Source organism: Pandoraea pnomenusa, from assembly GCF_000767615.3.
Taxonomy (GTDB): Bacteria; Pseudomonadota; Gammaproteobacteria; order Burkholderiales; family Burkholderiaceae; genus Pandoraea; species Pandoraea pnomenusa.
In genome coordinates, this window is the sequence record NZ_CP009553.3 from 1,394,228 (window position 1) to 1,418,311 (window position 24,084).

Consider the following 24,084-nt stretch of genomic DNA (forward strand, 5'->3'; position numbering starts at 1 on the left):
CAACCTATCTCATTTGCACCAATAGATAACGCGCTGCTCGTTTGAACAGCGCGTTCCGGTTCGCGTGGGATATTCGTTGCCCGCCAATATCGGGAATGCGTCAGCGATATTCAAATCGGCGCTTTTGGGTATTCATGACCCGAACGGCCATCAACATCCCGCAAACGCCGGTAACCGTTCGCGATCAAGCGGTTGCCGACGCTGGGCGCGGTCAATTTGTCGAGATCAAACCCGCGGGAACCAACGGTCGATTCGATCACGCCGGTTCGGTCGCCGGGAATACCGGTTCACCCAGATTCAGCATCAGGCGATTCGCCCAAGCGAAAATGGCAATGGAGTGAATCAGGTCAAGCATCTCCGCGTCCGTCAAACCAACGTCACGCAGCGCCTGCAATTGCTCGGGCCGTACGTCGCCGGGCTTTTCCGTCAACGCAATCGAGAATTGCGCGATGGCTTTCTCCCGCTCGGTCGTCCCCGCCGTACGTGGATCGTCGAACACTTCACGAATCACATCGTTTCGCTTGGCCAACTGCTCGAAACGCTGTGCATGCACCGACGCGCAATACACACACCCATTGATGCGCGAGACGACCGTCGTAGACAGCTCGCGTTCAGCGCGCGGCATGCCGCCTGGTGCGTACATGATGGCGTTGAACGCGGCCGAGCGCTGACGAAGGATTTCCGGTTGATGCACGAGAAAGAGGTAGTAATCCGACGTCTTCGCCTTGGGGTGGCTCTCTTCGAGTACCGCGACCTGTTCCGGCGTCGCGTTCTCGAGCGCGACGACATCGAGCCATGCGTCCCAATCGAGCGACTCGTTGGTGAAGCCGTGAGAACGGATGATGTCGCTCATGCTGCCACCTCCTGCGGTGCGAGTTGTTTGAGGGCCTCAAGGCCCGCGACGAGACGCGTCTGATACGACAGGAACGCAATCAACTGCGCCAGCGCGACCACGGCTGGCGTGCTCAGTCCAGCGGCCGGCAGCTTCAGCAACGCGGCCTTGTCGCCCTCGACAGGGTTCTCGATCAGCGTGCGCGTGAACGCCAGCATTGCGCGCAGACGCGGCTCGGCCACATCCTCCGGCTGTCCGGATGCCGCTGCCTCGAGCTGCGCGGCATCGACCGAGTGCTTGCCCAGTTCGGCACGATAGTGCTCGACGAGCGCGGGTGCGGGCGTCAGTCGCGTGGCATACAACGCAACGAGCAGACGCTCGACCACGGAAATGCCTTCGAGCGCGGGATCGAACAATCCGTCGTAGCTGCCCTGCGTGGCCACGGCGACCTTGTCGCGCGCATGACGCAACGTATGCGTCGCGGAACCGGGGGCCAGGCCGGCGACGCGGTCGACCAGATCGTTGGCGAGATCGTATGAGGTAGGGGCGGTCATGATTGTCCTTTTGAGTGGGCACGCGCGGCCACGGCCTGCGCGAGGAAAGCCAGCACGGCAGTCCACGAACGCTCGTCGGCAAGCGCATTCGCATCCGGCTCGCCGCCGCCGGTGCTGATCTTGCCCGACACGGGGTGCGCGTAGACGAGTTGCGTCGTGGGCACGTACGGGAACACGATGGCGTGCCCGGCGTTCTCGAAATCGAAATGTTCGACGGGGTACGGATGCGAATGTGCCGAGAGTCGCTGCGTCACCATGCGCGAATACCGGCTCGAAGGCCATGAGCCGTCATCCTGCGCCGACAGCAGCATGACCGGCCCCCGGATCCTCTCGACCGGGATGCTGGCACGCGCGACCGCCGCCGGATCGTCCAGCGCCGTGAGCATGGCCCGCGTGTGGCGATGAGGCGGCGGTCCTTCGTCGAAGGGCGCCCACGACGCCGCGCGATTGTTCTCCCAGATGTGCGGCAGCGGCTTGCCGTCGAGCAGCCAGGTCGGCCCTTCGCGTCCGATGGCCGGATCGCACGCATTCTGCGCGCTATGGATCAGGGCGCTCGGCACGTAGCCGATGACGGCGGAGACAGCCTCGGGGAAGGTCGCACCGAGCAGCAGCACCAGCTCGCCACCGCGCGACTGCCCCGAGAGCGCGACGAAGTCGTGCGCCGGACGCACCGTGCGGCGCAGCCATGCCATGCCCTTTTCGAAATACTCGAGCGGCGTATTGGAGATGTAGTCGGGCAGTCCCGGCGCCTTGAAGTAGCCGAGCGCAAACGCGGCGTAACCGTGCGACGCATACAGCGCGGCGCGGGGTTCGTTGATGCCGCCACCAGACCCGTTGAGGACCATCACGGCCGGGTGTGGTCCGTCGCCAGGGGGCAGGTAGAGCGCGCCGACCAGACCATCTTCGCGCACTTCGCGACGGGTCACCCCCTCGGCGGCGAGCCGCTGCGTGAATGACACGGACGACGACCCGACAGACGGCGTCGCCCCCCGATCGGCATCCGAGCCTGAGCCCGCATGCGCCACCACCGTCGTGACGAGCGGTGCTGCGACCGGCTGGGGAAACACCTCGCGGCTCTTGCCGTCTTCCGGCACCTGCGACCAGATGAGGCCCATCGGCGACACGCCACGATAGCTGCCGCCGACCGGCGCGTCGCGCGCGACGTCGACGACGCCGTCGGCATCGGCCACGAAGGTCGCCTGAGCATGCCAGACCACGCCGCCCGCCCGCGCGGTGCGCGCGGTGAGCGTGACATGGGCCCCGGGCACCGCACCGCGCACCACGAGGTGACGGGGCACATCGATCAGTGCGTCGGCCGGCGTTGCCGTGAGAATGAGCGATGACGTCATGACGCGATGCACCGGCTCACTTGGCGACCTTGGTCACTTGCATCGCGACGGTGCGATCGCTCGTGAACGGCGTCACCTTCAGGCCCTTGCGCGCGGCCCAGATGTTTTGATAGTGGTACAGCGGGATCACGCCGACGTCGTCCGATACGAGCTTGACCGACTGGCGCAGAATCGCTTCGCGCTTGCCCTCGTCGAATTCCGAGGTTGACGTGTCGAGCGCCTTGTCCACGGCCGGATTGCTGTAGTGACCCCAGTTCGATGCCCCGAGCCCTTTCTTGGCGTCGACGGTGGCGAGCACGTTCACGAGCGCGTAGCTGGCTTCACCGGTTCCGTTACCCCAGGCGAGCATCGACATGGCGTACTCATTCTTGTTCGCGCGGCCCGAGTACACGGCCCACGGCACCACTTCCACCTGCGTCTTCACACCGATGCGCGTCCAGAACTGCGCCACGGCCTGCGCCGTTTCCGGGCCCTGCGGATAGCGGTCGTTCGGCACGTGCATGGTCAGCTTGAAACCCTCGGGGAAGCCGGCTTCAGCGAGCAGCTTCCTGGCCTGCGCGGCATCGAACGGAATGTCCTTCACCTCGGGGTTGTAGCCGAACGTGTCCTTCGGCATCCACTGGTTGGCCACGCTCGCCGTACCCTGCATGATGCGCGTGACGATGGCATCGCGATTGATCGCGAGCGAGAGCGCGCGGCGCACGCGCACGTCGAGCAGCGGGTTCTTCGCGAGCGGCTTGCCGGCATTGTCCGTGATGTACGGGTTGCTGCCTTCGCGGAAGCTCGGTTGCAGCAGCATCACGCGCAGGCCCGGGTACGGGTAGACGGTCACGTTCGGCGACTTCTTCAGGCGCGGGATGTCGGAGGCCGACACCTTGTCGATCACGTCGACGTCGCCCGCGAGCAGGGCCGCCGTGCGCGCGGCGCCGTTGTTGACGTAGCGGTAGTCGACTTTTTCCCACTCCGACTTGCCCGCCCAGTAGTTGTCGTTACGCACCATCTCCACGCGGTCGCCCGGCGTGTACGAGACATACTTGAACGGACCGGTGCCGATCATGGCGCGTCCCGCGTTGTAGTCGTCGGTGTTGGATTTTTCGCCTACATGCTTGCTCACGATATGCACCGACGCCAGATTGAGCGGCAGATCCGGATTCGGAATCCTGGTCTTCACCACGAGCGTGAGCGGGTCTGGCGCGCTCATTGTGTCGATGGTACGCAGGTAGCCGGCGAAGGTCGCCACGCTGCCCGGCACATTGCGCGCACGCGTGTACGAGTAGATGACGTCGGCGGCGGTAAACGGCTGGCCGTCGTGCCACTTCACGTTGGGGCGCAGCTTGAACTCCCACGTCTTCGCGTCGAGCGCCTTCCACGACACCGCCAGCCCCGGTTGCAGCTTGTTCCACTTGTTCTCGACGAGCAGATCCCAGAAATGCAGATCCACCGAGCGGTCACCGGCGTGATTGTTCAGTTGCGGATCGAGCGACGACAGCGGGTCGGCGAACGCGATGCGCAGCGTCTGGGAAGACTGGGCCGAAGCCGCAGCGCTCGTGACGAGCAGCGCGGCAGCCAGCGAGGGCAACAAGAAGCGTTTCATTATTGGCAATCCTGGTCGTGGAGGAGGGACAGAGGAAGCACGCGCGACGATGTCGACCGACACGTGCGCGCACCGGAATTTCAGGTGTCGTTCAGGTGACAGGCGCTGACGTGGTTGATGGCCACGCCACGCAGCGTCGGGACCTCGGTGCGGCACCGCGGCATGGCGTGCGGGCATCGCGGATGAAAATGACAGCCGCCCGGCGGCGCGATCGGGCTCGGGATTTCGCCGCGAATGGCCGAAAACGTCTTGTGACGCACGTCGATGCGCGGAATTTCGGCGAGCAACGCCTGTGTGTACGGGTGATTCGGTCGGCGGAAGACCTCCGCGACCGGCGCACTTTCGACCACGCGCCCGAGATACATGATCACCACGCGATCGGACAGGTGCTCGACCACGCCGAGGTCGTGGCTGATGAAGACGTACGTCAGCTTCAACTGTTCGCGCAGGTCCATGAACAGATTCAGGATTTGCGCCTGGATCGAGACGTCGAGGGCTGCAACGGCCTCGTCGCACACCAGCAGGTCCGGGTTCACGGCCAGCGCCCGGGCGATGCCGATGCGCTGGCGCTGACCGCCGCTGAACTGATGCGCATAGCGATGGCGCATGGCGGGATCGAGTCCAGCGCGCTGCAACTGGGCGCTCACGTAGTCGTCGAAGCCCGCGCGATCGGTGAGGCCGTGCACGAGGGCGCCCTCGCCGACGATGCGGTCCACGCGCAGTCGCGGGTTCAGGCTGGCGTACGGATCCTGAAAGATCATCTGGATCTTCAGCCGTGCGTCGCGTCGCTCGCGCTCGGAGAGCGAGTCGGCCGCGCGTCCGTGAATCTGGACTTCGCCCGACGATGGCTTGAGCAGGCCCGCGAGCATGCGTCCGAGCGTGGACTTGCCGCAGCCCGATTCCCCGACGAGCCCGACGACTTCGCCCGGCTTCACGATGAGGTCGACGTGATCGACGGCCCGCACGACAGTCGGCGGATGCGCGAGTCCGGCGCGCTCGAGCACCCGCGCGACGGGGCCGACGCGGCGCTCGCCGAAGCGTTTGCTCACCCCGTGCAGCGACACGATGGGCGCGGGCAGCGTGGCGCTCGGGCGAGGCGTGTTGCCGTAGCCGGCGTTGGTCGTCTGACTTTGCGGCAGCGGCGTACTCATACCATCTCCTTTTGCAGCGCGGCGCCCGGATGGAAGCAGCGTACGAGACGCCCCGGCAGTATCTGTGTCATCTCGGGACGCTCGGCGCACGCCGCGCTCGCATGCGCGCATCGCGACGCAAAGGCGCATCCGGCCGGCATGGCAAGGAGGTTCGGCGTCATGCCGGGAATCTGGCGCAAACGCTGGCCGCGTTTGTTCAGGCTGGGCAGGCTGCCGATGAGGCCCGCGGTGTAGGGGTGCTGCGGAGCGTCGAGCACGGCGTCGACCGCGCCCTGCTCGACGATGCGTCCCGCGTACATCACGGCGAGCGTATCGGCCAGCCCGGCGACCACCGACAGATCGTGCGTGATCCAGATGAGCGCCGTGCCGTGCTGGCGCGCGAGCTTTTGGACTTCGGAGAGAATCTGCGCCTGGATAGTCACGTCCAGCGCCGTGGTCGGTTCGTCGGCGATGATCAGATCGGGGCGATGCAACATGGCGATGGCGATCGCCACCCGCTGGCGCATGCCACCCGAGAGCTGGTGGGGATAGGCGCGCAGACGCTCGTCGGGGCTCGGAATGCCCATCATGCCGAGCGTGTCTCGCGCGAGCTCGCGTGCCTGCGCCTTCGATACTTTCTGGTGAGCGCGCACGGCCTCGATCATTTGCGCGTCGACGCGCAGCACCGGGTTGAGCGTCATCATGGGGTCCTGGAAGATCATCGCGATGCGATTGCCTTGCAGGTGACGCAACTCGGCGGGCGCCATTTTCGTGAGGTCGCGGCCCTGGAACAGGACTTCGCCACCCACGATGCGCCCCGGAGCGTCGACCAGTCCCATGATCGAGAAGCCGGTCACCGACTTGCCCGAGCCCGACTCGCCCACGAGGCCCATGATGTGGCCCGGCGTCAACGAGAACGACACGTCGTCGACAGCGGGCAATGTGCCCGCGCGCGTGACGAACTGCGTGCGCAGATTGCGCACTTCGAGCGTCAGTGGGGACGACGCGGCGGAAGACGGGGAAGACACGGCGCCGCTCATTTCTGCAACCTTGGATTGAATACGTCGCGCAGGCGATCGCCCACGAGATTGATGGCGACGACCGTCACGAGCAGTGCGAGGCCGGGATAGAGACTGATCCAGTATTCGCCCGAGAGCATCGTCTGGTAGCCGTTGGCGATGAGCAGGCCGAGCGACGGCTCGGTGATCGGCACGCCCAGACCGAGGAACGACAGCGTGGCCTCGAGCGTGATGGCGCGCGCGACCTGCAGCGAACCCACCACGATGAGCGGCGGCAGGCAGTTCGGCAGGATATGCCCGAGCACGATGCGCCAGTCCGGAATCGCCTGGCAGCGCGCGGCCTCCACGTATTCGCGGCGCGACTCCACGAGCGCCTGGGCGCGTGCGGTGCGCGCGAAGTAGGCCCATTCGAGCACCACGAGCGTGAGCACCACGTTGCCGATACCCTTGCCCACGTAGGCGAGGATCATCAGCGCCACGAGGATCGACGGGAACGAGAGCAGCAGATCGACCAGACGCATGATGAAGGCGTCGACACGGCCGCCCGCGTAGGCGGCCACGAGCCCGAGGACCGTGCCGAGCATGCCCGCGATCAGCGCCGAGCCGACGCCCACGCCCAGGCTGATGCGCAGACCGTAAATGATGCCTGAGAGCAGGTCTCGGCCCTGACCGTCGGTGCCGAGCCAGTAGGTATAGGTGCCCAGGCCGTTGACCGTGGCCGGCGCAAGGCGCGCGTCCATCACGTCGAGTTGCATCAGGTCGTAGGGGTTCTGCGGCGTGATCCACGGGGCGGCGAGCGCGGCCGCGATGAGCACGACGAGCACCACCAGGCCGAGCACGGCGCTCCGGGAGCGAAGGAATTCGCGCAGACCCTGCTGCCAGGGCGATTCGCGGCGCATCGGCAAGGATTCCGGTGCCAGCGCAGGTGCGCCTTGCGCGCCATGGGATTGCGGATTGAGCGACATCAGGCGGCGGCCTCCACGCGCACTCGCGGATCGAGCCATTTGTAGAGCACGTCCACGATCAGATTGAGCGACACGAACAGGCACACCACGACGATGAGATACGCCACGATCACGGGGCGATCGAGCGAGTTGATGCTGTCGAGAATGAGCTTGCCCGCGCCGGGCCAGGCGAACACGCTTTCGGTCACCACGGCGAAGGCGATCGTCGAGCCGAACTCCAGGCCGATCACCGTCACCAGCGGAATCAGCGTGTTGCGCAGCACGTGCACGAGCACCACGCGCAGCGGCGACAGGCCCTTGGCGCGCGCGAATTTCACGAAGTCCTGCGGCAGCACTTCGGTCACTCCGGCGCGGGTGAGGCGCAGCACGAGCGAAATCTTGAACAGCGACAGATTGAGCGCGGGCAAAATCAGGTGACGCAGCCCGTCGGCCGTGAGAAACGACCACTCGACACCGAATACGCTCACCGTCTCGCCCCGGCCGCTCGCGGGCAACACGCCCAGATGCACCGAGAAAAACATGATGAGCATGAGGCCGACCCAGAACGTGGGCAGCGAAAACCCCACGATGCTGCCGGTCATGAGCAGCTTCGAGATCGGGTTGCGCGGATAAAGGCCGGCAAACAGGCCGAGCGGAATCCCGATGCACACCGCGAGCATGAGGGCGGCGAAGGCGAGCTCCAGCGTGGCGGGCAGGCGTTGCAGAATCAGCTGGATGGCCGGCACGTTATAGACGAAGCTGTTGCCGAGCTCGCCATGCAGCGCGCCGCCGAGGAACGACAGGTACTGGCGCCACAGCGGCTGGTCGAGGCCCAGTTGCGCGATGATGCGCGCGCGATCGACCTGATCGACGTCCTGACCGATCAGGATGTCGACCGGGTTGCCGATCGCGTGCAGACCGATGAAGACGATCAGCGTCATCACCCACACCACGAACACCGCCTGGAGCAGGCGGCGCAGAATCCACGCCGTCATGCGATGCGCTCCTCGCCGTTCGCGGCGTTGTCGGGCGCACTCGGCGGCGCGGGCGGCGGCGCGGGGGTCCACTCGTCACCATAGACCTCCGGCTCGGCATACGCCTGCATGTTGGCGTAGTGATACGCGACGTCTTCCCGATAGAAGGTGCCGGCCAGCCCCTGGGCCAGACGCTTCGCGCCTTCGCTCACGGCCGGGATGTCGCCCGAGACCGCGCCATGCGAGAGTGTCGCGGGCGCACAGAAGCAGTGGATGCGCTCGAGGCCCGGGCATGCGCCGGGCGTCTTTTCCAGAAACTCGAACGTTGGGCCGAGGTCGGGCGAGTCGAACAGTTCGGCGTCTTCGTCGCCTGGCGCGGGCGAATAGCGGTCGCCCCACTTGCGCACGAACCTGGCGAACGGCGCGAATTCCGGACGCCCTTCGATATCGATGCGAAAGCCCGTGGCGAACACGAGGAAGTCCAGCACGAAGGTGCCCTTGGCGGTGCGTACGTGCAGGGCGTCGCCGGCCGGCGCGACGTCGAGAATCGGCGCGCCGAGGTTGAAGCGCGCGTTGTCGTGACGTGAGACGCGCAAGGTGCTGCCGCGCGGGGGCGGGACCTGCTGCGCGTTGACGTAGTGACGGATGCGCCACTTCCAGTCGTCCGGCAGATTGACGTGACCATGCGTGAGGCCCGGGTTGCCGGCCCCCTTGCCCTTGTTGACGCGCGGAATGTCGGCGCGGCGAATGAGCATGTCGACACTGGCCGCGCCGGCTTCGAGCGCGGTGGCTGCGCTGTCCATGGCCGATGCGCCGGCGCCGATCACGCCGACACGCTTGCCGCGCAGCGTCGCGTAGTCCAGCACGTCCGACGAATGCGCCCAGAAGCGGCGCGGCAGGTCACGCGCGAAGCCGGGCACGCTCGGGCCGCCCAGGCCGTCGCGGCCGGTTGCCAGCACTACATGGCGCGCGTAGACCGTCGAATCGCCTTCGGCCGATGTGACCGACAGCGCTACCAGGCCGTCGCTGCCACGCGGCGCGACGGACGTGATGCGATGCTCATTACGCACGTCGATGTCGAGCACGTCGCGATACCAGCGAAGGTAATCCATCCATTGCAGGCGCGGGATCTTGTCGAGCGCCTCCCAGGCGTCGAGACCGAACTGGGCCTCGAACCAGGCGCGGAACGTGAGCGCGGGCAGGCCGAGCGCAGGGCCGGTGAGTTGCTTGGGCGAGCGTAGCGTTTCCATGCGGGCGGTGGTCGCCCATGGGCCTTCGAAGCCTCGCGGCGACTGGTCGAAGATCACGGCGCCTACCCCGAGATGCGTGAGCGAGGCCGCGGCCGCCAGACCCGCCATGCCGCCACCGATGATGGCCACGTCCAGCACGGACTGGCCGTGGAAGATGCGTTCGGGCACCCAGCGCCTGGCGGGCAGTTCGAGCCAGGCGAGGTCCTGACGCAGACGCGCTTCGAGCGCGGGCAGGCCGGTGGCGGATGTCGGGGACAAGGTCATGACGACGAGGCTTCCTTGGGAGCGGGCAGATCGCCGTAAAGCGACTGCAGGACTTGGGCGTGTTCGGTGGCGGCGTGTTGCACGAAATCGGGCAGCAGCGCTCGGGCGGCGTCAGCCAGGGCCTGCACGAAGGCGAGCGCGGCAGGCGAAGGTTCGCGCGCATCGCGTGTGATGACGCCGAAGAAGAACGGGATATCGGCATCGATCGGACGCACGGCCACGCCGGCGAGCGGCAGGCCGTAGGCGGTCACCGGCTCGAGCACCGCGATGCCGAGCCCCGCGCGCACGGCCGTCATGGCATTGATCGACGCGTTGGTCTCGATGAGACCGACGGGTGCCACACCGGCCAGAGAGAACGCCTGGTCCAGGCGGCGGCGCAGGCGGTAGGGATTCTGCATCGTGATGATGCGCCGTCCGGCGCATTCGGCCAGCGGCAGGCGGTCGTGGCGCGCCAGCGGGTCGTCGTTGCGCACGGCGGCCACGCAGGCCGACTGCCCTATCCAGTGCACCACGATGCCGCGATGTTCCAGGGGCAGGCTCGTCACGCCGATGTCGGCGGCGCCGGTCAGCACCGCGTGCACGACCTGTTCGGGCGAGGTGCTCCGCATCTGGATCTGAGCACTGTCATGCGCGAGTCCGGGCAGGGCGAGGGCGGCGGGCACCAGACCCGCCGCAAGCGCCGAGGTCGCGGCGATGTGCAGCGGACGCGACTGTCCACGGGCGATTTCGTCGGCGCGTGCGCGAATCTGCTGGAGGCCGGCGAGCACGTGCTCGACGTCTTCGAACAACAGGAAACCTTGCTCGGTCGGCGTGACGCGCGGGCCGCTGCGCGTGAACAGCGCATAGCCGATCTCGGCTTCGAGCTCCTGAATCATGCGGGTGATGGCGGGTTGCGAGCGCCCGAGCAGACGCCCGGCCGCGGTGATGCTGCCGGTCGACATGACTGCCGCGAAGGCTTCGAGTTGGCGTAGTTCCATCTGGCTCGTTGTAGGCAAGGGCGGCCGTCGCGAACGCCGCGCGGTGCCGAATCATCGACGACGCCCGGTTCGCCGATGTCGCAATCTCTGGTGTATTCAGATTGCGTATTCTTTGACCGTAAGCATGCGTCTTGCAAATACTTAATATTTATATGCTCATTCCTCGCGGTGCAAAGGCGGGTTTTGCCTAGGTGACGCGGGGGAGAAATAAAACACGCCGCCGGGAGCGCGGCACGCGAGGAGCGCGCTCAGGCGAGCCAGGGGGGAGCGAGGAAAGCCCGGACGGGCGGGCGCACGGGAAAGGCCTGGATGGGACGGACTGTGGGGCCGACAGCGGCCTTCGGGTCAGTGTGCGTCGAAGGGAAGGCGCAGTTGTGCCGGATCTTCCGGACACGGCTGGCGGCGACGCTGCAACGCCATACTGCGTGGTTTTGGCGCGACGGCTTCGGGGGGATCGTCCGGACTCAGCCGAAAGGTCGGCCGGATGAGGCGCAGGACAACCAGCGGCGCGAGCGGTTTGCGCGTCGCCGGTGCGCGTGCTTCGCCGTTTCGGCCGGCATCTTCATTTCCCGTGCCCGCGCTCGCCGCCGCGCTTCCTGCCGCGCGCTCAATCATGCTCTCAACCGCGCCCTCAACGGCGCCCTCAACAGCAGCGCCTCCCGAGACACCCCCGGTCGTTCCGACCGGTCGCCCGCTGCGTGCGCGGCGATTGTCGACACTCCCGGGCTTCCCGGCGAAGTGACCCGTCGCCGAAGCGGCAAGACGTCTGCCGAGCAGCCGGTAGATGTCGGGGTCGAAGCCGGTCACGGCCGGCATGCGTTCGAGCAGACCGTCGAGGGCGTCGGCGGATGTCACGCTGCCCAGATACTGCCAACGGTCGATGACGTGATAGGCCGTCTCGGCCGCGTGTTCGCCGGGGCCATGCTCTTCGATGGCGATGGGGCCGTCGTACGGCCACGTTTCCAGTTGCAGCGTGGCGAGCGCCTCGCGGACGCGCTCGTTGTGCGCCTCAAGCGACGCCTCGCCCACGCAGACGCCATCGCATCGCTTGACCTGATAGCCGAAGCAGGGGCGTCCGGGCGCGATCTTCTCGAGTCCGAGTTGCGCGCAGCAAAGGCGGTGCTCGTCGGCCAGTGCACGAAGGGCGCTCTCCGCGCGAGTGCGAGATGAAAACGTACCGAACAACGCCTGGGCATCGGCGAAGTCGACGGTCTTCGCGCTCACCAGTCGCGGCGTATCGGTGTCGGGCGGGAATTGCCAGCTGTAGAGGCTGGATGCGCGACGAAGCATGCGGTTGTGCACCGGTTGCAACTGCTTGACGAGCTGCGATTCGAGCAGCAATGCCCCCAGTTCCCCCACTGTCGGCCGGGCTTCCACGCGACGGATCTCCTGCGAGATCCGCAGGTCTTTCGCGACCTGGTGATCGCTGGAGAAATGCGAGCGTACCCGCGCGCGAATGTCGACGCTCTTGCCGACGTAGAGAAGCGTATCGCCTTCGCCGTAGAAGAGATACACGCCAGGGCGGCTCGGCAGCGCGTCGATGGCTTCGTCCGGCAACTGGGGAGGTTGGCTCGATCGCTTCGTGACGCGCTGGACGGCCTGCTCGATCAGCTCGGGGGCGTAGATCGTGTGGAGCTTCTGCCAGAACTGCCAGAGCAGTTCGGCGTCGGCAAGTGCGCGGTGGCGACCCATCGGTGTGAGGCCGAATCGGGCGATGAGGGCATCGAGCCCGTGACGGGCGGCCGAAGGGAACAGAAGGCGAGACAAGCGCACCGTGCAAAGGACGTCGGCCTGAAATGCAATGCCTGCGCGCTTGAATTCGTTCTTGAGAAAACCGTAATCGAAGCGGGCGTTGTGCGCGACGAACAGCTTGCCGTGAAGGCGTTCGGCGAGCCCCTGCGCCAACGTGGCGAAAGACGGCTGGCCACGCACCATTTCGTTGGTGATACCCGTGAGTTGCTGGATGAAGGGCGGAATTGGCTCGGCCGGATCGAGCAGGGTGCTCCACTGCTCGATTCCATGCGGGCCGACTTCGACGACGCCGATCTCCGTGATGCGATCCTCCAGCGCATTGCCGCCCGTTGTCTCGAGATCGACGAAGACCATCGCTGCGGGCAGCGAGCGCGCCAGCGCATCCGGATCCGGCGCCTCGCGGAAGGAATCGTTAGCCTCGTCGACCGCGAAATCTTGCACTTGCCTGACCCTCGTTAGCCTGGTTGCGTTCGTCCATGTCGCACGCGCCGCTCACGACGCGTTGCACGAGGGGTTGCCGGAGCGCGCGGCGGCAGACAGCACGGAGGCCCCGGCGCGCAGCGGTGCGTCGTCGTCCGCCGGATCGTCGCCGGCGAACGCCGCGACGATGGCGCGGAAAACGGCCGGTGCCGGCGCATCCGGCCATTGCAGGTCCACGTGGGCATCGAGCGGCGGCAGATCGCCGTCGCGGCGCAGTGCCTCATCGCCAGGCAGGCGCAACAAACGCGCGAGTACCCACGGTTCGTGCCGTGCATGCAGGCCGATGTCGGCCTCCGCCTCGTCGGCGATCGCGAGCAGCGTTCGCCAGTCCAGCGTCATCGCCGGTTCGGCGTCGGAGGCGGCACCGTTCTCGCCCACGTCCGGCGATTCATGCTGTGCGTTGGCGCGATGTTGCGCGTAGCGCACCGCGATTTCGCGCACGATGCCGGCAAGGTCGCGCTCGGCGGCGCTCAGCGCCAGTTGGTCCCAGTCGATGATTTCCATAAGACGTTCCTCGAATGGGCTACATAATACTGTATAAATTCACAGTTCGCGAGTCACGATGCGACACGCCGGCGGTGGCTTGCACCTCGCGTCGTGCAGGCTCGCTCACTGGCGCGCGGCGTGTAATACTCTGCGCCGTGACGCGCTTTCATCCCGCCAGGAGTTTCCAAACGATGCTGACCCTGTACACGTTCGGCCCGGCATTTGGGCTCCCCGACGCGAGCCCGTTCGTCGTCAAGGCCGAGATGCTCCTGAAGCTCGCGGGGCTGCCGTACCAGACGGATCGCGGCGGATTTCGGCGCGCGCCCAAAGGCAAACTGCCCTACATCGACGACGATGGCGAAATCGTGGCGGACTCGACGCTGATCCGGCTGCATATCGAGCGCAAGTACGGGTTCGATTTCGACGCGGCGCTCACGCCCGCGCAGCGTGGCGCTGCGTGGATGTTCGAAAAGGCGCTGGAGGATCACTTCTATTGGCACGTGGTGCAGGCGCGCTGGTGCGACGACGCGAACTTCGCCAAGGGGCCCGCCGCGTTCTTCAAGGCGGTGCCGTGGCCGGTGCGTCCGCTGGCCCAGGCATTCATTCGTCGCAAGATCCGCAATACGCTGCACGGTCAGGGCACGGGCCGCTTCACGCCGCCGGAACAGGCGCAGTTGCTCCGGCGCGGCACCCAGGCCGCGGCGCAACTGTTGGGCGACAAACCTTACTTTTTCGGCAGCACGCCGTGCGGTGCGGACGCCACGGCGTTCGGCTTCATCGCCGCCGCGGCATCCCCGCACTTCGACATGACATTGCGCGACGAAATCGCCATGCACCCGAATCTGATGGATTACGTGAAGCGATTGCGTCGGGAATTCTTCCCCGTCGTGGAGGACGCCGTGCGCGCCTGACGGCGTGGCGCGGCCTCGCCAGGTACGATCGACCCCGAGCCCGCCGGGGGCGTCACGGCCGTCGGGTTCAACCGGCTTCGGGCGCGGTCTCGTCGCTCGGCAACACGTCGGAGAGCACGAGGTTGCGCCCTGAGATCTTGGCGGCGTACAGGGCCCGGTCCGCCCGTGCGCAAAAGGCCTCGAGGCTTTCATGTGCGTGCCACGTCGCGACGCCACCGCTCAGCGTGTAATGGCATACGCCGAAGGGACCCGCCACCAGATGCCGGCTTGCCTGCGTGCGCAAGCGTTCGGCGATGCGAATGGCGCCGTGCGTATCGGTGCCCGGCAGCAGTACCGCGAATTCCTCGCCTCCCAGACGCCCGAACACATCGCCTTCGCGCAGGGCGTCGCGCACCAGCTTCACGAATTCGCGCAGCACCGTGTCGCCACCTGCGTGGCCATGCGTGTCGTTGATCTGCTTGAAGTGATCGAGATCGATCACCACGATCGACAGCGGCAGGCTGCGCGAGAGCGCCCTCGCCATTTCCTGACGTGCCAGCAGGTCAAAGTGCTTGCGTGAGAGCGCGCCTGTCAGGTAGTCGCGATTGGCGGCCTCCTCGGCGGTGGCGAGCATGGCATCGTGAATCATCAGCACCGAGCCCATCGTCATGGCCGGCATGACGATCGAGCCGATGACGAGCATGACGGCATTGAATGCGGTTTGCGCGAACAGATCGGGGCCGGGCGCGGGCGTGAGCCCGAACACCAGGCCGCGCACGATGTGCCCGAGCGCGAACGCGGTGGCCAGTCCGGCCGTCAGCCAATAGTGGTAAGGCGGGCGGCGCGGCGGCACATGCCGGAGGATCATGACGGCGATGGCCAGCAGGATCGACGCATGGAAGGCCGAGACCGCCACCACGCGGACCTGCGGACTGTCGAAGCCGTAGCGCCAGAGCACCATCACCGCGCAAAGCCCGGCAAGCAAAGCCGCCAGGACCCGCCAGTGCGGTGGCCGACCAAGGAAACGAGCGCACCCGGCGTAATAGAGGAGCAGCCCCCCTGCCAGCGCCACGTTGGCCGTGGGAATCGAGAGAAAATCGGGCACCACGCCGCGCAGCGCGAACAATGGAAGGGAGACGAGCACGGCGAGGTTGGCCAGGCACCATTCGCGTACACCTGCCACGCGTGAACGTAGCAGCGAGCCCACGATCAGCAACATCATGAAGCTGAGCAGTGAAGTGATCGCAAGCAAAGAGGTCGTCAACATGGCGATGACCGGCGGGGGGAACAGACATTTGATGAGCATTGTAGTGTACGCCGGTGCGCGCGTTGCAAGCGTGCGCCGATGTGCGTCAATGCGCTTCGCCAGCTTTCGCTGCCCGTCGAACGACGCCATGCCCCAGTAGAATGTGCCCGACCGATTTTTCCCGATTCAAGGAGTTCGCGCCAATGCCGACGTTCCACCCCGATGCGTTTCCCCGGTTTCGACTTCGCGCCGCAAGGCGTGGGCTGGTGCTCGCCCTCGTCGCGGGGGGCAACCTGATTGCCGCCTCAGCGCACGCGCAGCAAGAGCCGATGCTGCGTCGCTCGGCCCAGCCACCTCTGTTCTCCAGTCCCGCGAGCAACGTGTCCGCGCCTGCGGTCGACATCAATCGCGACGTCCGACCCGCACTTGAGGCCGCCAACCTCTGGCTCGGCCTGACGGACGTCAACCGCGCCCAGCAAAGCTGGGAGCAAGCCGCGCCAGTGTTCCAGCAGTCGGTGACGGCCGAGCGCTGGGCGCAAAGCCTGCAATCGGCGCGCACGCCGCTAGGCAAGGTCAAGACACGTAAAACCCGCGACGCGATCTTCACGCGCCACCTTTCGGGACAGCCGGACGGCGAATACGTGGTGATTCAGTACGAGACGTCGTTCGAAAACAAGGCCGACGCGCACGAGATGGTGACGATGGTGTTCGGCATCGACGGCCGCTGGCGGGTCGCCGGTTATCAGGTGCGCTGACCGGGCGAACGACGGTGTCCGTCGCGGCGCCGGGGTGTGCGGGTGTGAATGGATGCGACCGGACGCGACCGGCCGCATCAGCGCGGCAGCGCCGGCTCCACGATGTCTCGCGTGGTCTCGACGTGGGCGCGCGCGACGTCTTCGGCGCGATCCTCGTCACCGGCGCGCAGCGCGGCGAGCAGTTCCCGGTGCTGGGCGTTGGTCGCGCGCAGTTGCCCGTCGGAGAACATGACCGGCACACGCAGCGCCCAATAGTAGAACTGCGTGCGTTCATGGAATTGCGCCAGCACCGCGCTGTCGGCGGCCGCCATGATCCGGTCGTGGAACTCGCTGTTCAGGCGATTGAGCGCGAGCCGCGGCGTATCGCTGTCCGGCTCCATTTGCTCGATGAGCGCGGCAAGTGCGTCGCACGCCGAGGGGGTGATCTTGCGCGCGGCCAGTCGGGCCGCTTCGGCTTCGATGGCTTCCCGACCTTCGAAGATGGCGCGAACGGACAGGTGGTCGGCGCCCTGGACCTCCCAACCGCGGTTGCGGGCGATGAGTCCCTCGCCTTGCAGAATGAGCAGGGCTTCCCGAACCGGCGTGCGGCCCACGCCCAGTCGTTGGATCAGGTCGTCCTCGATCAGGCGCTGCCCCGGTCTGAGCTCCGAGGCGAGAATCATGCTGCGGATCTTCGTCCGTACTTCACCAGTGATCAGGTTGCTGGGCGCTTTCATCTGAGGCTTGTCTTCCGTTGTTCGGTGCACGCGCCGCGTGCGTCGACGAGATCGCCACGGGCCGGCCCGGCGTCTCGTGGGCGGGGCGTGTGATCGTCTCCTCCGGCGTACGCCGCCGCCATGGCGGAGCGGATTCTACCGAGATTCGTATTCGTTCCCGGAATCTGTTCCCAATACGTCAACGTTCACGGGAGCATGCGTGCGACGCGCCGCGGAAGGGCGAATTTTGCGCAATTCTTTCGGTTTCCGAAGCGAGGGCTCCCCAATGGGGTCGTTTGCGTTCGGCGAACGGTACCCGAACCCGCGCCGTAGCAGGTTCGCGCTCACTTACATGATGAGGGGATGCCCATTGCCCCGGCGTTGCGGGTACCGAAACATAGGCTTGCCATAACCGACGAACGTGGCCGAAGCCGGGAAGGAGCAGAAAGGCATAACCATGTTTTTAATATGGTTAATCGGGCGTCGGCGTCGAGCTAGCGATCGAGGCACCAGATATTGGCGTCGCCCGTGGCAACGAGCCGCATGCACGTGGAAACGCATACGGCCCACTTTCAATTCGATAATTGCTGAATAAGAAATAAACGATTATTGAATGTCATATTTATCATCAAAGTGCGCACTAATAAAATTTAACTGTCGACGATGAAACAAGCATCGCCCCTTTCAATAGACAGGAGAAACATCATGAAGCGCACTCTTATTACCTCTGCCCTGATTTCCGCCATGTTGGCCGTGTCGGCCGGTTCGGCTTTCGCCAGCGATGCCTTCGACGGTCCCTCGGAGTTCTCGTGGGTGCCGCAAACCAGCATGCTGACCCGTGCCCAGGTTCGCGACGAACTGATCCAGGCACAAAAGGCGGGTCTGGTCGTTCAACACGATACCGTGTATCCGAAGGCCGCCCCCGGCGCACAATCGGCAACCGCTGCCGCGCCGATCACCGCGGGTGCCGTGGGTGGCCTGCAACGCGCGGGCACGACCTACTTCGGCAACTAAACGTCTCACCGGCGCGTCCGGTTTCCCCCGGCACGCCTCATGCATCTCGGCGTTGATGCAGGCCCATGACCCACCGGGCCGCATTGCGCCAGCGCGCTCGCGGGTGAGCGGTCGCATGAAGCTCACCGAGGCTCCGCCTTCCACGCAATCAATGAGTACATCGGTCAACGCCTCGACGCAGGCAAGCGCCTGGGCGCCGTCGAGCCGATGCAGCGAGGCCTCGAAACGGGGGACCGGGGAGGCCGGGTGCGACGAGTTCGGGAACGACATCAGGAGGCTCTCCTTGCCGGGACGAAGGGCAGCGTGACGAGTCCGACGAGATAACGCGCCGTCGACTTCGCGGGATTGTGGAACCCGATCGGCTGGTCGAGCCGCATGGCGAGGCAGTCGCCCGCCTCCAGGCGCCAGCTGGCGTCGCCCAGCGAGATCTCGATGGTGCCCTCGATGACCCAGATCTGTTGCCAGACCTCGTTGTCTCGTACGCTGGTGTCATAGGCGACGCGCTCGCCCGGGGGAAACTGCACCTCGACGAACTGCAGCGGCGACGGTTGGGCGGGCGAGAGGTTGCGTCTCACGTAGCCCGAGTCGGGGTCGGTCCACACCGGCTGGTCGGCGCGGCGGGCCAGCGGCGAGGGCGGGGCGTCTTCCTCGACGCGCGCCTCGAACATGGACGCGAGCGTGACGCCGAGTGCCGAGGCGAGCTTGTCCAGCACGTTGGCGGTCGGGCTGGTCTGGGCGCGCTCGATGAGCGAAATGCTCGAGCGACTCACCCCGCTGCGCTCGGCCAGCGCGTCCAGAGAATAGCCGTGTTCGCTGCGCAGTTCGCGCACACGACGGGCAATGCGTTCGTTGATATCCATGCCTTCCAGTTTACTGGAAATTTATTTCCACTAAAATGGATGGCATCGTACCCGGATGTCATCACGCGACATCGGGCAACATCGGGCTTCACCGTTCACGCCGTCGACGACGGCATCTCGCTTGCGGGCATTTCCATGACTTCCTCGTTGAATTCCTCGATCGTCGTTCGCGATGCCACCGACGCCGATCTTCCCGTGATCCGCGACATTTACAACGACGCCGTCGAGCACACCACGGCCATCTGGAACGAAGTGCTCGTCGACGTGGAGAATCGACGCGAGTGGCTCGCCGCGCGCGTCGCGCGCGGATTTCCGGTCATCGTCGCCGAGCGGGACGGCAAGGTGCTCGGCTATGCGTCGTTTGGCGACTGGCGCGCGTTCGACGGCTATCGCCATACCGTGGAGCACTCGATCTACATCGACAAACACGCGCGCGGGGGCGGCCTGGGCGAGACACTCATGCGCGCGCTGATCGAACGCGCCCGCGCTCGGAAGGTTCACGTGATGATCGCGAGCATCGAAGCGCGGAACGCGCCTTCGATCAAGCTGCACGAAAAGCTTGGCTTTCGGATCGTCGGCACCTTCAGCGAAGTCGGCATCAAGTTCGGACGCTGGCTCGATCTGACGTGCATGGAACTGCGTATCGACTGATGGTGCGGTAGCTCGCACCGCATCATCATCGCGTGCCGCTGTGTCCCGGCGGATACAGCGGCATTTCTCCTCTCGCATAGGCGTTATCACGCCGATCGAATACGGCTCGCGCACCCCGGTCACGCGGCCCGCCGCACGGCGCCCGGGGCGTGCGTTCTCACGCAGTGCACCACGTCCAATCTTGTCAATCCGGAACTCGGCGTGTAGCCTTGAAACGTCCGGTGTCACTCATGAAGCGTGTTCTCATAGAACCTCACGAGCGCATCACGGCAGGTGAATGTCACGCGTTATGAATGGGTACCGTGCGTCGGCGACGTCGTTCCGACGGAGTCCTGAGGAATTGGCCCCGTGATCGTTGCCGTGCTGTTTTGAGCGCGTTGGCTCCGCGCGAGCCCCGCAATCGTGCTTCGTGACGTGACGGTCCCCCAAAAACAAGACGGACGGAACGCTTATGCCGCGCATGCCAAGAAAACACTGTCCTCCTGCGGCTGTGTCGAGCGAAGACGCTCGTCCCGATGCCGCTTCAGCCACCTTCGCATCTTCCCCCGACTGCGCAGCACCCGAAACCTCGCCCGATACGGCGCCGGGCATGGCTCTGACACGTCGCGGTTTTCTCAAGGCCTCGGTGATCGCGGGCATTTCGGTGTACATTGCGCCGCTGGGCAGCCGGGCGTTCGCCGCGCTGTTCGAGGAGAAGAACCTGACGCCCGTGGCATGGGACGCCGCCAAGGGACAGGCCCGGTTCCGTATCGACGGCACGGCGAAGGTCACTGGCGCGAAGATCTTCGCGCGCGATGTCCGTGCGCGCGATATGCCGGGCTGGCCCGCGCAGCAGGCCCATGCGTTCGTGCTGCGCGTCACGCGCGCCGACCGCCCCTACCTCGGCTTCGATCTCTCGCGGCTCGACGACGGCCTGCAACCGGATCGCATCGTGACGGCCGAGGATCTCGTTCGCGACGGCGTGGCGTTCCCCGAATTCTATGGCGACGACATGCTGTTGCCGGCGGGCAAGACGCCCGCCTATCTCGGTCACGCGGTGGCGATCCTGATCTATCGCGACTTCACGCGCTTCCGATTCGCCAAGGACAGGCTCAAGTTCCACGACGAAATCATTCGCTACGGCGACGTGACCGGCCCGCTGGAGCGTGACCCGTGGGGCAGCTTCCGATATGTTCGCGTGGGCGGCAACACGGCCTATGACGACGACGTGTATTCGAGCCTGAAGGATGCGCCCATTTTCCCGAGCATGATGCGCAAGCACTTGCCGGTTTGGCCGGACGGCAACGATCACGGCAAGCTCGACGAGCAGGGAATGGCCCACGCCGGCACGATCGACGCGTCGCTGCGCAATCCGCCGGCCAACTGGCTGGTGATGTCGCGCGAATACCGTACGCAGTCGATCGACACCGCGGCGCTCGAGCCCGATAACGCGAACTGCTGGTACGACAGCGCCACGCAGACGCTGCACATGGTCGTGCCGACGCAATCGCCGTCGGAAGTCTCGGAGAACGCGGCGGCCATGGCCGCCAAGGGGCGCTTTCCCGTGAAGCGCCTGATCGTGTACCCGTGCTACACGGTGGGGTACGGATCGAAGGACCACTACAACATGCCGTTCTACGGTCTGGCGGCGGCGCTCTACGGCGACGGCCTGCCCGTGCGGCTCGCCAACGACCGCTACGAGCAGTTCCAGACATCGCTCAAGCGTCACGCTTTTACCATGCGCTATCGCATGGGCGTGGACAAGCAGAGCGGCATGCTCCAGGCGTTCGCCGCCGATATGGAGTGCAATGGCGGCGGCCGGATGAATTTCTCGCCGTCGGTGGCGATGGTCGGCGCCACGGCGGCGCAATCGATCTACTACTTCCCGAAGAGCGATCTGGCGAGCGTGGCGATTGCCTCGCGCGCGATCGATGCGGGTTCCGCGCGCGGCTACGGCACTTTGCAGTCGATGGCCGCCACGGAAATGATGATCGACGAGATGGCCGCGCAGTTGGGCGTCGATCCGATCGATTTCCGTCTGAAGAATGCATTGCGCTCGGGCATGAAGAATACGCAGGGCGCGATTCCGGCGGGCGCGGTGCGGGTTGACGAGGTACTCGAGCGGGCGAAGGCGCATCCGCTGTGGACGCAACGCGACAAGAAGAAGGCCGAGTACGAGGCCGCGCACCCGGGCCGCCGTTATGGCGTGGGCTTCGCCTGCGTGCAAAAGGACTTCGGCACCGGCGCGGAGACGTCGTTCGCGCGCGTGGAATTCGACGAGGCGGGCCGCATCTCGCTGCATCACACTGCTGCCGAGATCGGCACGGGGACCTCCACGTCGCAGGCCGTGGCCGTGGCGAAGTGGCTCGGCATGCCGGCCACGGACGTCCATATCGCCATCACCGACTGGCCGGAGTTACCGGTCGTGACCAGCGGCGATCCGTATCTCATGTCGCAGGCCGATCAGGACCGGCTTGCCGCGAATCCGCGCTGGTCGCCTGGATACGCGTCGCCCTCGAGCGCGACGAATTCCGCGTTCTATTTCACGCACAGCACGCGCGAGGCGGCGCGTCTGGTATTCCTGCAGGGGCTGTGGCCGGCGGCGCTGTCGATCTGGCGTCGTGGGCTCGGCGGCGGTCAGGCCGCACCGCTCGTGGTGCGTGCCGAAGATGCGCGCTGGGTGGAGGGCAAGCTCTCGGCCGCCGGTCTCGAAGCGTTGCCGATGGCCCTGCTCGCCAGGACCGCGCATGCGCTGGGGCTGGTGACGGGGGCAACGGTGCACGTGTTCAACCGCTGGCAGTGGGCCGAAGCTGACTGGGATCTGGGCGACGGTACAATTCAGCGCCTGCCGGTCGACGGCATCTCGTTACGCTACGGCAAGGGCGGCGCGAATGCCGCCGCGGTGGCGGCGCAGCCCCCCGCTACGCAGACCCCCGCGGCCAAAGGCGCGCATCGCAGCGGCAATGCCCCCGCGAAATCCGCAACCTCCGCGGTCGCTGCGGCCGCCGCGGCGGGATCGCATGGCGCGAGGGGGGCGCCGCCCGCCAACGCCGGTTCGGCGGGCCAGCAGGTCGCGGCGCCCACGCCCGGTACCGGCTATCGCACACTGGACCGCAAGCGTGTGTACTACCCGCCGGTCCAGCGCAACAACGCGGCCGTGACTTACTACAGCGCAGTGGGCACGCTCGTGGAGTTGTCCGTGCACGAGGCCTCGGGCAAGGTCGAGTTGCTCGCGCATCATTCGATCATGGAGTGTGGCAATCAGATTTCGCCGCAGCTTGTGTCCGGGCAACTGCAGGGCGGCCTCGCCATGGGCATCGGCCACGCGTTGCACGAATACCTGCCGCTCTACGAAGACGGCCCCGGCAACGGCACGTGGAACTTCAACCGCTACCACTTGCCGCGCGCGGTCGACGTCGCCGTATGGACGCAAACGGGGGAAGTGCTGCCCCCGATTACCGAAACCGATGTGCCCAAGGGCATTGCCGAAGTGGTGATGATTCCCGTGGTGGGCGCGATCGTGAATGGCCTGGCCCATGCGATCGGCCATCGATTTACAGACTTGCCGGTGACGCCGGAGAAGATCCAGGAGGTACTGGCATGACGGACACAGCAACCCGCGCGAGCAGCGCAACCGGCGCACCCCAGACTGCGTCGGACGCCGTGAGCGCTGCCGGCGCTGCCAGCGCCGCACCCCTTCCGACCGGCCACGCGAGCGCTGCATCGGCGCCGTCGGCACCGGCCTCGGCGAGTGCCGCCGCAGCCCCGGCCGCAGCGCCCGCGAGCGGCACGAAGCCTTGGGAGACGCTGCCCGTGACCGTGAAGGTCAACGGCGTGACGCACGGTCCCACGGACGTACCCGCGGGCCTCATGATGATCGACTATCTGCACGAAACGCTGGGGCTGACCGGCTCGCGCCTGGGGTGCGGGCAAGGGATCTGCCACGCTTGCGTGGTGATCGTCGATCATGCGGACGGCAGCAGCGAGACCGTGCGGACGTGCATCACCGGCGCGAACTATTTCGACGGCAAGACTGTGCGCACGGTGGAGGGGCACGCCACGCGCGACGCCGACGGCAAGCTCGCGCTGGCCCCGATCCAGCAGGCGTTCCTCGATCATTTCAGCTTCCAGTGCGGCTATTGCACGCCGGGCTTCGTCAACGCGGCCACGGTGCTTATCGAGCGGCTCAAGCGCAATCCGGTCGCGCGCGCCGATCTCGAAGCGGCGATCACCGAAGGTCTCAACGACCAGATCTGCCGGTGCACGGGATACGTGCGCTACTACGAGGCCGTGCGCGAGGTCGTTCTCAAGACGCCCGGCTGCGTCAAGGATGCAAAATGAGGCGCGAGATGAGGGGATACGCCATGAGCCTGAATCGCGTCACGCGCT

General features: G+C 66.1%; 19 protein-coding genes and 2 pseudogenes. 6 read left to right on the forward strand and 15 right to left on the reverse strand.

Annotated features, from left to right (window positions below; translation table 11 throughout):
* Nucleotides 1-256: 256 nt before the first annotated feature.
* The 11 genes and pseudogenes from LV28_RS30400 to LV28_RS30455 form a co-directional block, all read right to left on the reverse strand.
* Nucleotides 257-853: a peroxidase-related enzyme gene (locus LV28_RS30400; protein WP_038618395.1), complete on the reverse strand. Its 597-nt coding sequence runs from the start codon at nt 851-853 to the stop codon at nt 257-259.
* Nucleotides 850-2,735, reverse strand: a pseudogene (locus LV28_RS30410) (acyl-CoA thioester hydrolase/BAAT C-terminal domain-containing protein). The gene LV28_RS30400 and the pseudogene LV28_RS30410 overlap by 4 nt, the downstream one beginning before the upstream one ends.
* A gap of 16 nt (nt 2,736-2,751) precedes the next feature.
* Entirely contained in the window at nt 2,752-4,329 is a 1,578-nt protein-coding gene (locus LV28_RS30415; RefSeq protein ID WP_023594830.1) for an ABC transporter substrate-binding protein, read from the reverse strand.
* Between the two features lie 80 nt (nt 4,330-4,409).
* Complete coding sequence (locus LV28_RS30420; protein ID WP_038621431.1) at nt 4,410-5,408, reverse strand: ABC transporter ATP-binding protein; 999 nt, start codon at nt 5,406-5,408, stop codon at nt 4,410-4,412.
* Between the two features lie 68 nt (nt 5,409-5,476).
* Nucleotides 5,477-6,487 (reverse strand): ABC transporter ATP-binding protein, encoded by a 1,011-nt coding sequence (locus tag LV28_RS30425; protein WP_371328140.1) that lies wholly within the window; start codon nt 6,485-6,487, stop codon nt 5,477-5,479.
* Nucleotides 6,488-6,495: 8 nt separating this feature from the next.
* A complete protein-coding gene (locus LV28_RS30430; protein WP_023872000.1) occupies nt 6,496-7,377 on the reverse strand; it encodes an ABC transporter permease in 882 nt (293 codons plus the stop codon).
* Between the two features lie 65 nt (nt 7,378-7,442).
* Complete coding sequence (locus LV28_RS30435) at nt 7,443-8,417, reverse strand: ABC transporter permease (RefSeq protein ID WP_023594834.1); 975 nt, start codon at nt 8,415-8,417, stop codon at nt 7,443-7,445.
* On the reverse strand, nt 8,414-9,910 hold the full coding sequence (locus LV28_RS30440) for a flavin-containing monooxygenase (protein WP_038618386.1): 1,497 nt from the start codon (nt 9,908-9,910) through the stop codon (nt 8,414-8,416). The genes LV28_RS30435 and LV28_RS30440 overlap by 4 nt, the downstream gene beginning before the upstream one ends.
* Complete coding sequence (locus LV28_RS30445; RefSeq protein ID WP_023871997.1) at nt 9,907-10,887, reverse strand: LysR family transcriptional regulator; 981 nt, start codon at nt 10,885-10,887, stop codon at nt 9,907-9,909. The genes LV28_RS30440 and LV28_RS30445 overlap by 4 nt, the downstream gene beginning before the upstream one ends.
* Nucleotides 10,888-11,232: 345 nt before the next feature.
* Nucleotides 11,233-13,080: a 3'-5' exonuclease family protein gene (locus LV28_RS30450; RefSeq protein ID WP_048806422.1), complete on the reverse strand. Its 1,848-nt coding sequence runs from the start codon at nt 13,078-13,080 to the stop codon at nt 11,233-11,235.
* A gap of 51 nt (nt 13,081-13,131) precedes the next feature.
* Nucleotides 13,132-13,623 carry a DUF2471 family protein gene (locus LV28_RS30455; protein WP_024788871.1) on the reverse strand — a complete coding sequence of 164 codons (492 nt, stop codon included), beginning with the start codon at nt 13,621-13,623 and terminating at the stop codon, nt 13,132-13,134.
* 173 nt (nt 13,624-13,796) lie between these two features.
* Here LV28_RS30455 and LV28_RS30460 point away from each other — a divergent pair, with 173 nt between their 5' ends.
* Nucleotides 13,797-14,516: a glutathione S-transferase C-terminal domain-containing protein gene (locus tag LV28_RS30460; RefSeq protein WP_023871994.1), complete on the forward strand. Its 720-nt coding sequence runs from the start codon at nt 13,797-13,799 to the stop codon at nt 14,514-14,516.
* 67 nt (nt 14,517-14,583) lie between these two features.
* On the opposite strand, the gene LV28_RS30465 is transcribed toward LV28_RS30460, so the two are convergent.
* Nucleotides 14,584-15,762, reverse strand: coding sequence for a GGDEF domain-containing protein (locus LV28_RS30465; RefSeq protein WP_023871993.1), 1,179 nt, complete (start codon nt 15,760-15,762; stop codon nt 14,584-14,586).
* Nucleotides 15,763-15,944: 182 nt separating this feature from the next.
* On the opposite strand from LV28_RS30465, the gene LV28_RS30470 reads away from it, so the two are divergent.
* Nucleotides 15,945-16,496 carry a DUF4019 domain-containing protein gene (locus LV28_RS30470; RefSeq protein WP_023594841.1) on the forward strand — a complete coding sequence of 184 codons (552 nt, stop codon included), beginning with the start codon at nt 15,945-15,947 and terminating at the stop codon, nt 16,494-16,496.
* Between the two features lie 77 nt (nt 16,497-16,573).
* On the opposite strand, the gene LV28_RS30475 is transcribed toward LV28_RS30470, so the two are convergent.
* Nucleotides 16,574-17,212: a GntR family transcriptional regulator gene (locus LV28_RS30475; protein WP_023871991.1), complete on the reverse strand. Its 639-nt coding sequence runs from the start codon at nt 17,210-17,212 to the stop codon at nt 16,574-16,576.
* Between the two features lie 684 nt (nt 17,213-17,896).
* Between LV28_RS30475 and LV28_RS30480 the strand changes: the two genes are divergently transcribed.
* Entirely contained in the window at nt 17,897-18,205 is a 309-nt protein-coding gene (locus tag LV28_RS30480) for a DUF4148 domain-containing protein (RefSeq protein WP_058371628.1), read from the forward strand.
* 84 nt (nt 18,206-18,289) lie between these two features.
* Here LV28_RS30480 and LV28_RS49265 read toward each other — a convergent pair.
* Nucleotides 18,290-18,475 (reverse strand): annotated as a pseudogene (locus tag LV28_RS49265) (GNAT family N-acetyltransferase); the annotation flags it as partial.
* On the reverse strand, nt 18,475-19,065 hold the full coding sequence (locus tag LV28_RS30485; RefSeq protein ID WP_023594844.1) for a helix-turn-helix domain-containing protein: 591 nt from the start codon (nt 19,063-19,065) through the stop codon (nt 18,475-18,477). The pseudogene LV28_RS49265 and the gene LV28_RS30485, both read right to left, overlap by 1 nt.
* Before the next feature lie 135 nt (nt 19,066-19,200).
* Between LV28_RS30485 and LV28_RS30490 the strand changes: the two genes are divergently transcribed.
* From LV28_RS30490 to LV28_RS30500, 3 genes are all read left to right on the forward strand, one after another.
* Nucleotides 19,201-19,716, forward strand: coding sequence for a GNAT family N-acetyltransferase (locus LV28_RS30490; RefSeq protein ID WP_029754745.1), 516 nt, complete (start codon nt 19,201-19,203; stop codon nt 19,714-19,716).
* A 589-nt stretch (nt 19,717-20,305) separates the two neighbouring features.
* On the forward strand, nt 20,306-23,299 hold the full coding sequence (locus tag LV28_RS30495) for a xanthine dehydrogenase family protein molybdopterin-binding subunit (RefSeq protein WP_023594846.1): 2,994 nt from the start codon (nt 20,306-20,308) through the stop codon (nt 23,297-23,299).
* Nucleotides 23,296-24,036, forward strand: a complete 741-nt coding sequence (locus LV28_RS30500; RefSeq protein ID WP_023594847.1) for a (2Fe-2S)-binding protein — start codon at nt 23,296-23,298, stop codon at nt 24,034-24,036. The genes LV28_RS30495 and LV28_RS30500 overlap by 4 nt, the downstream gene beginning before the upstream one ends.
* Nucleotides 24,037-24,084 lie beyond the last annotated feature (48 nt).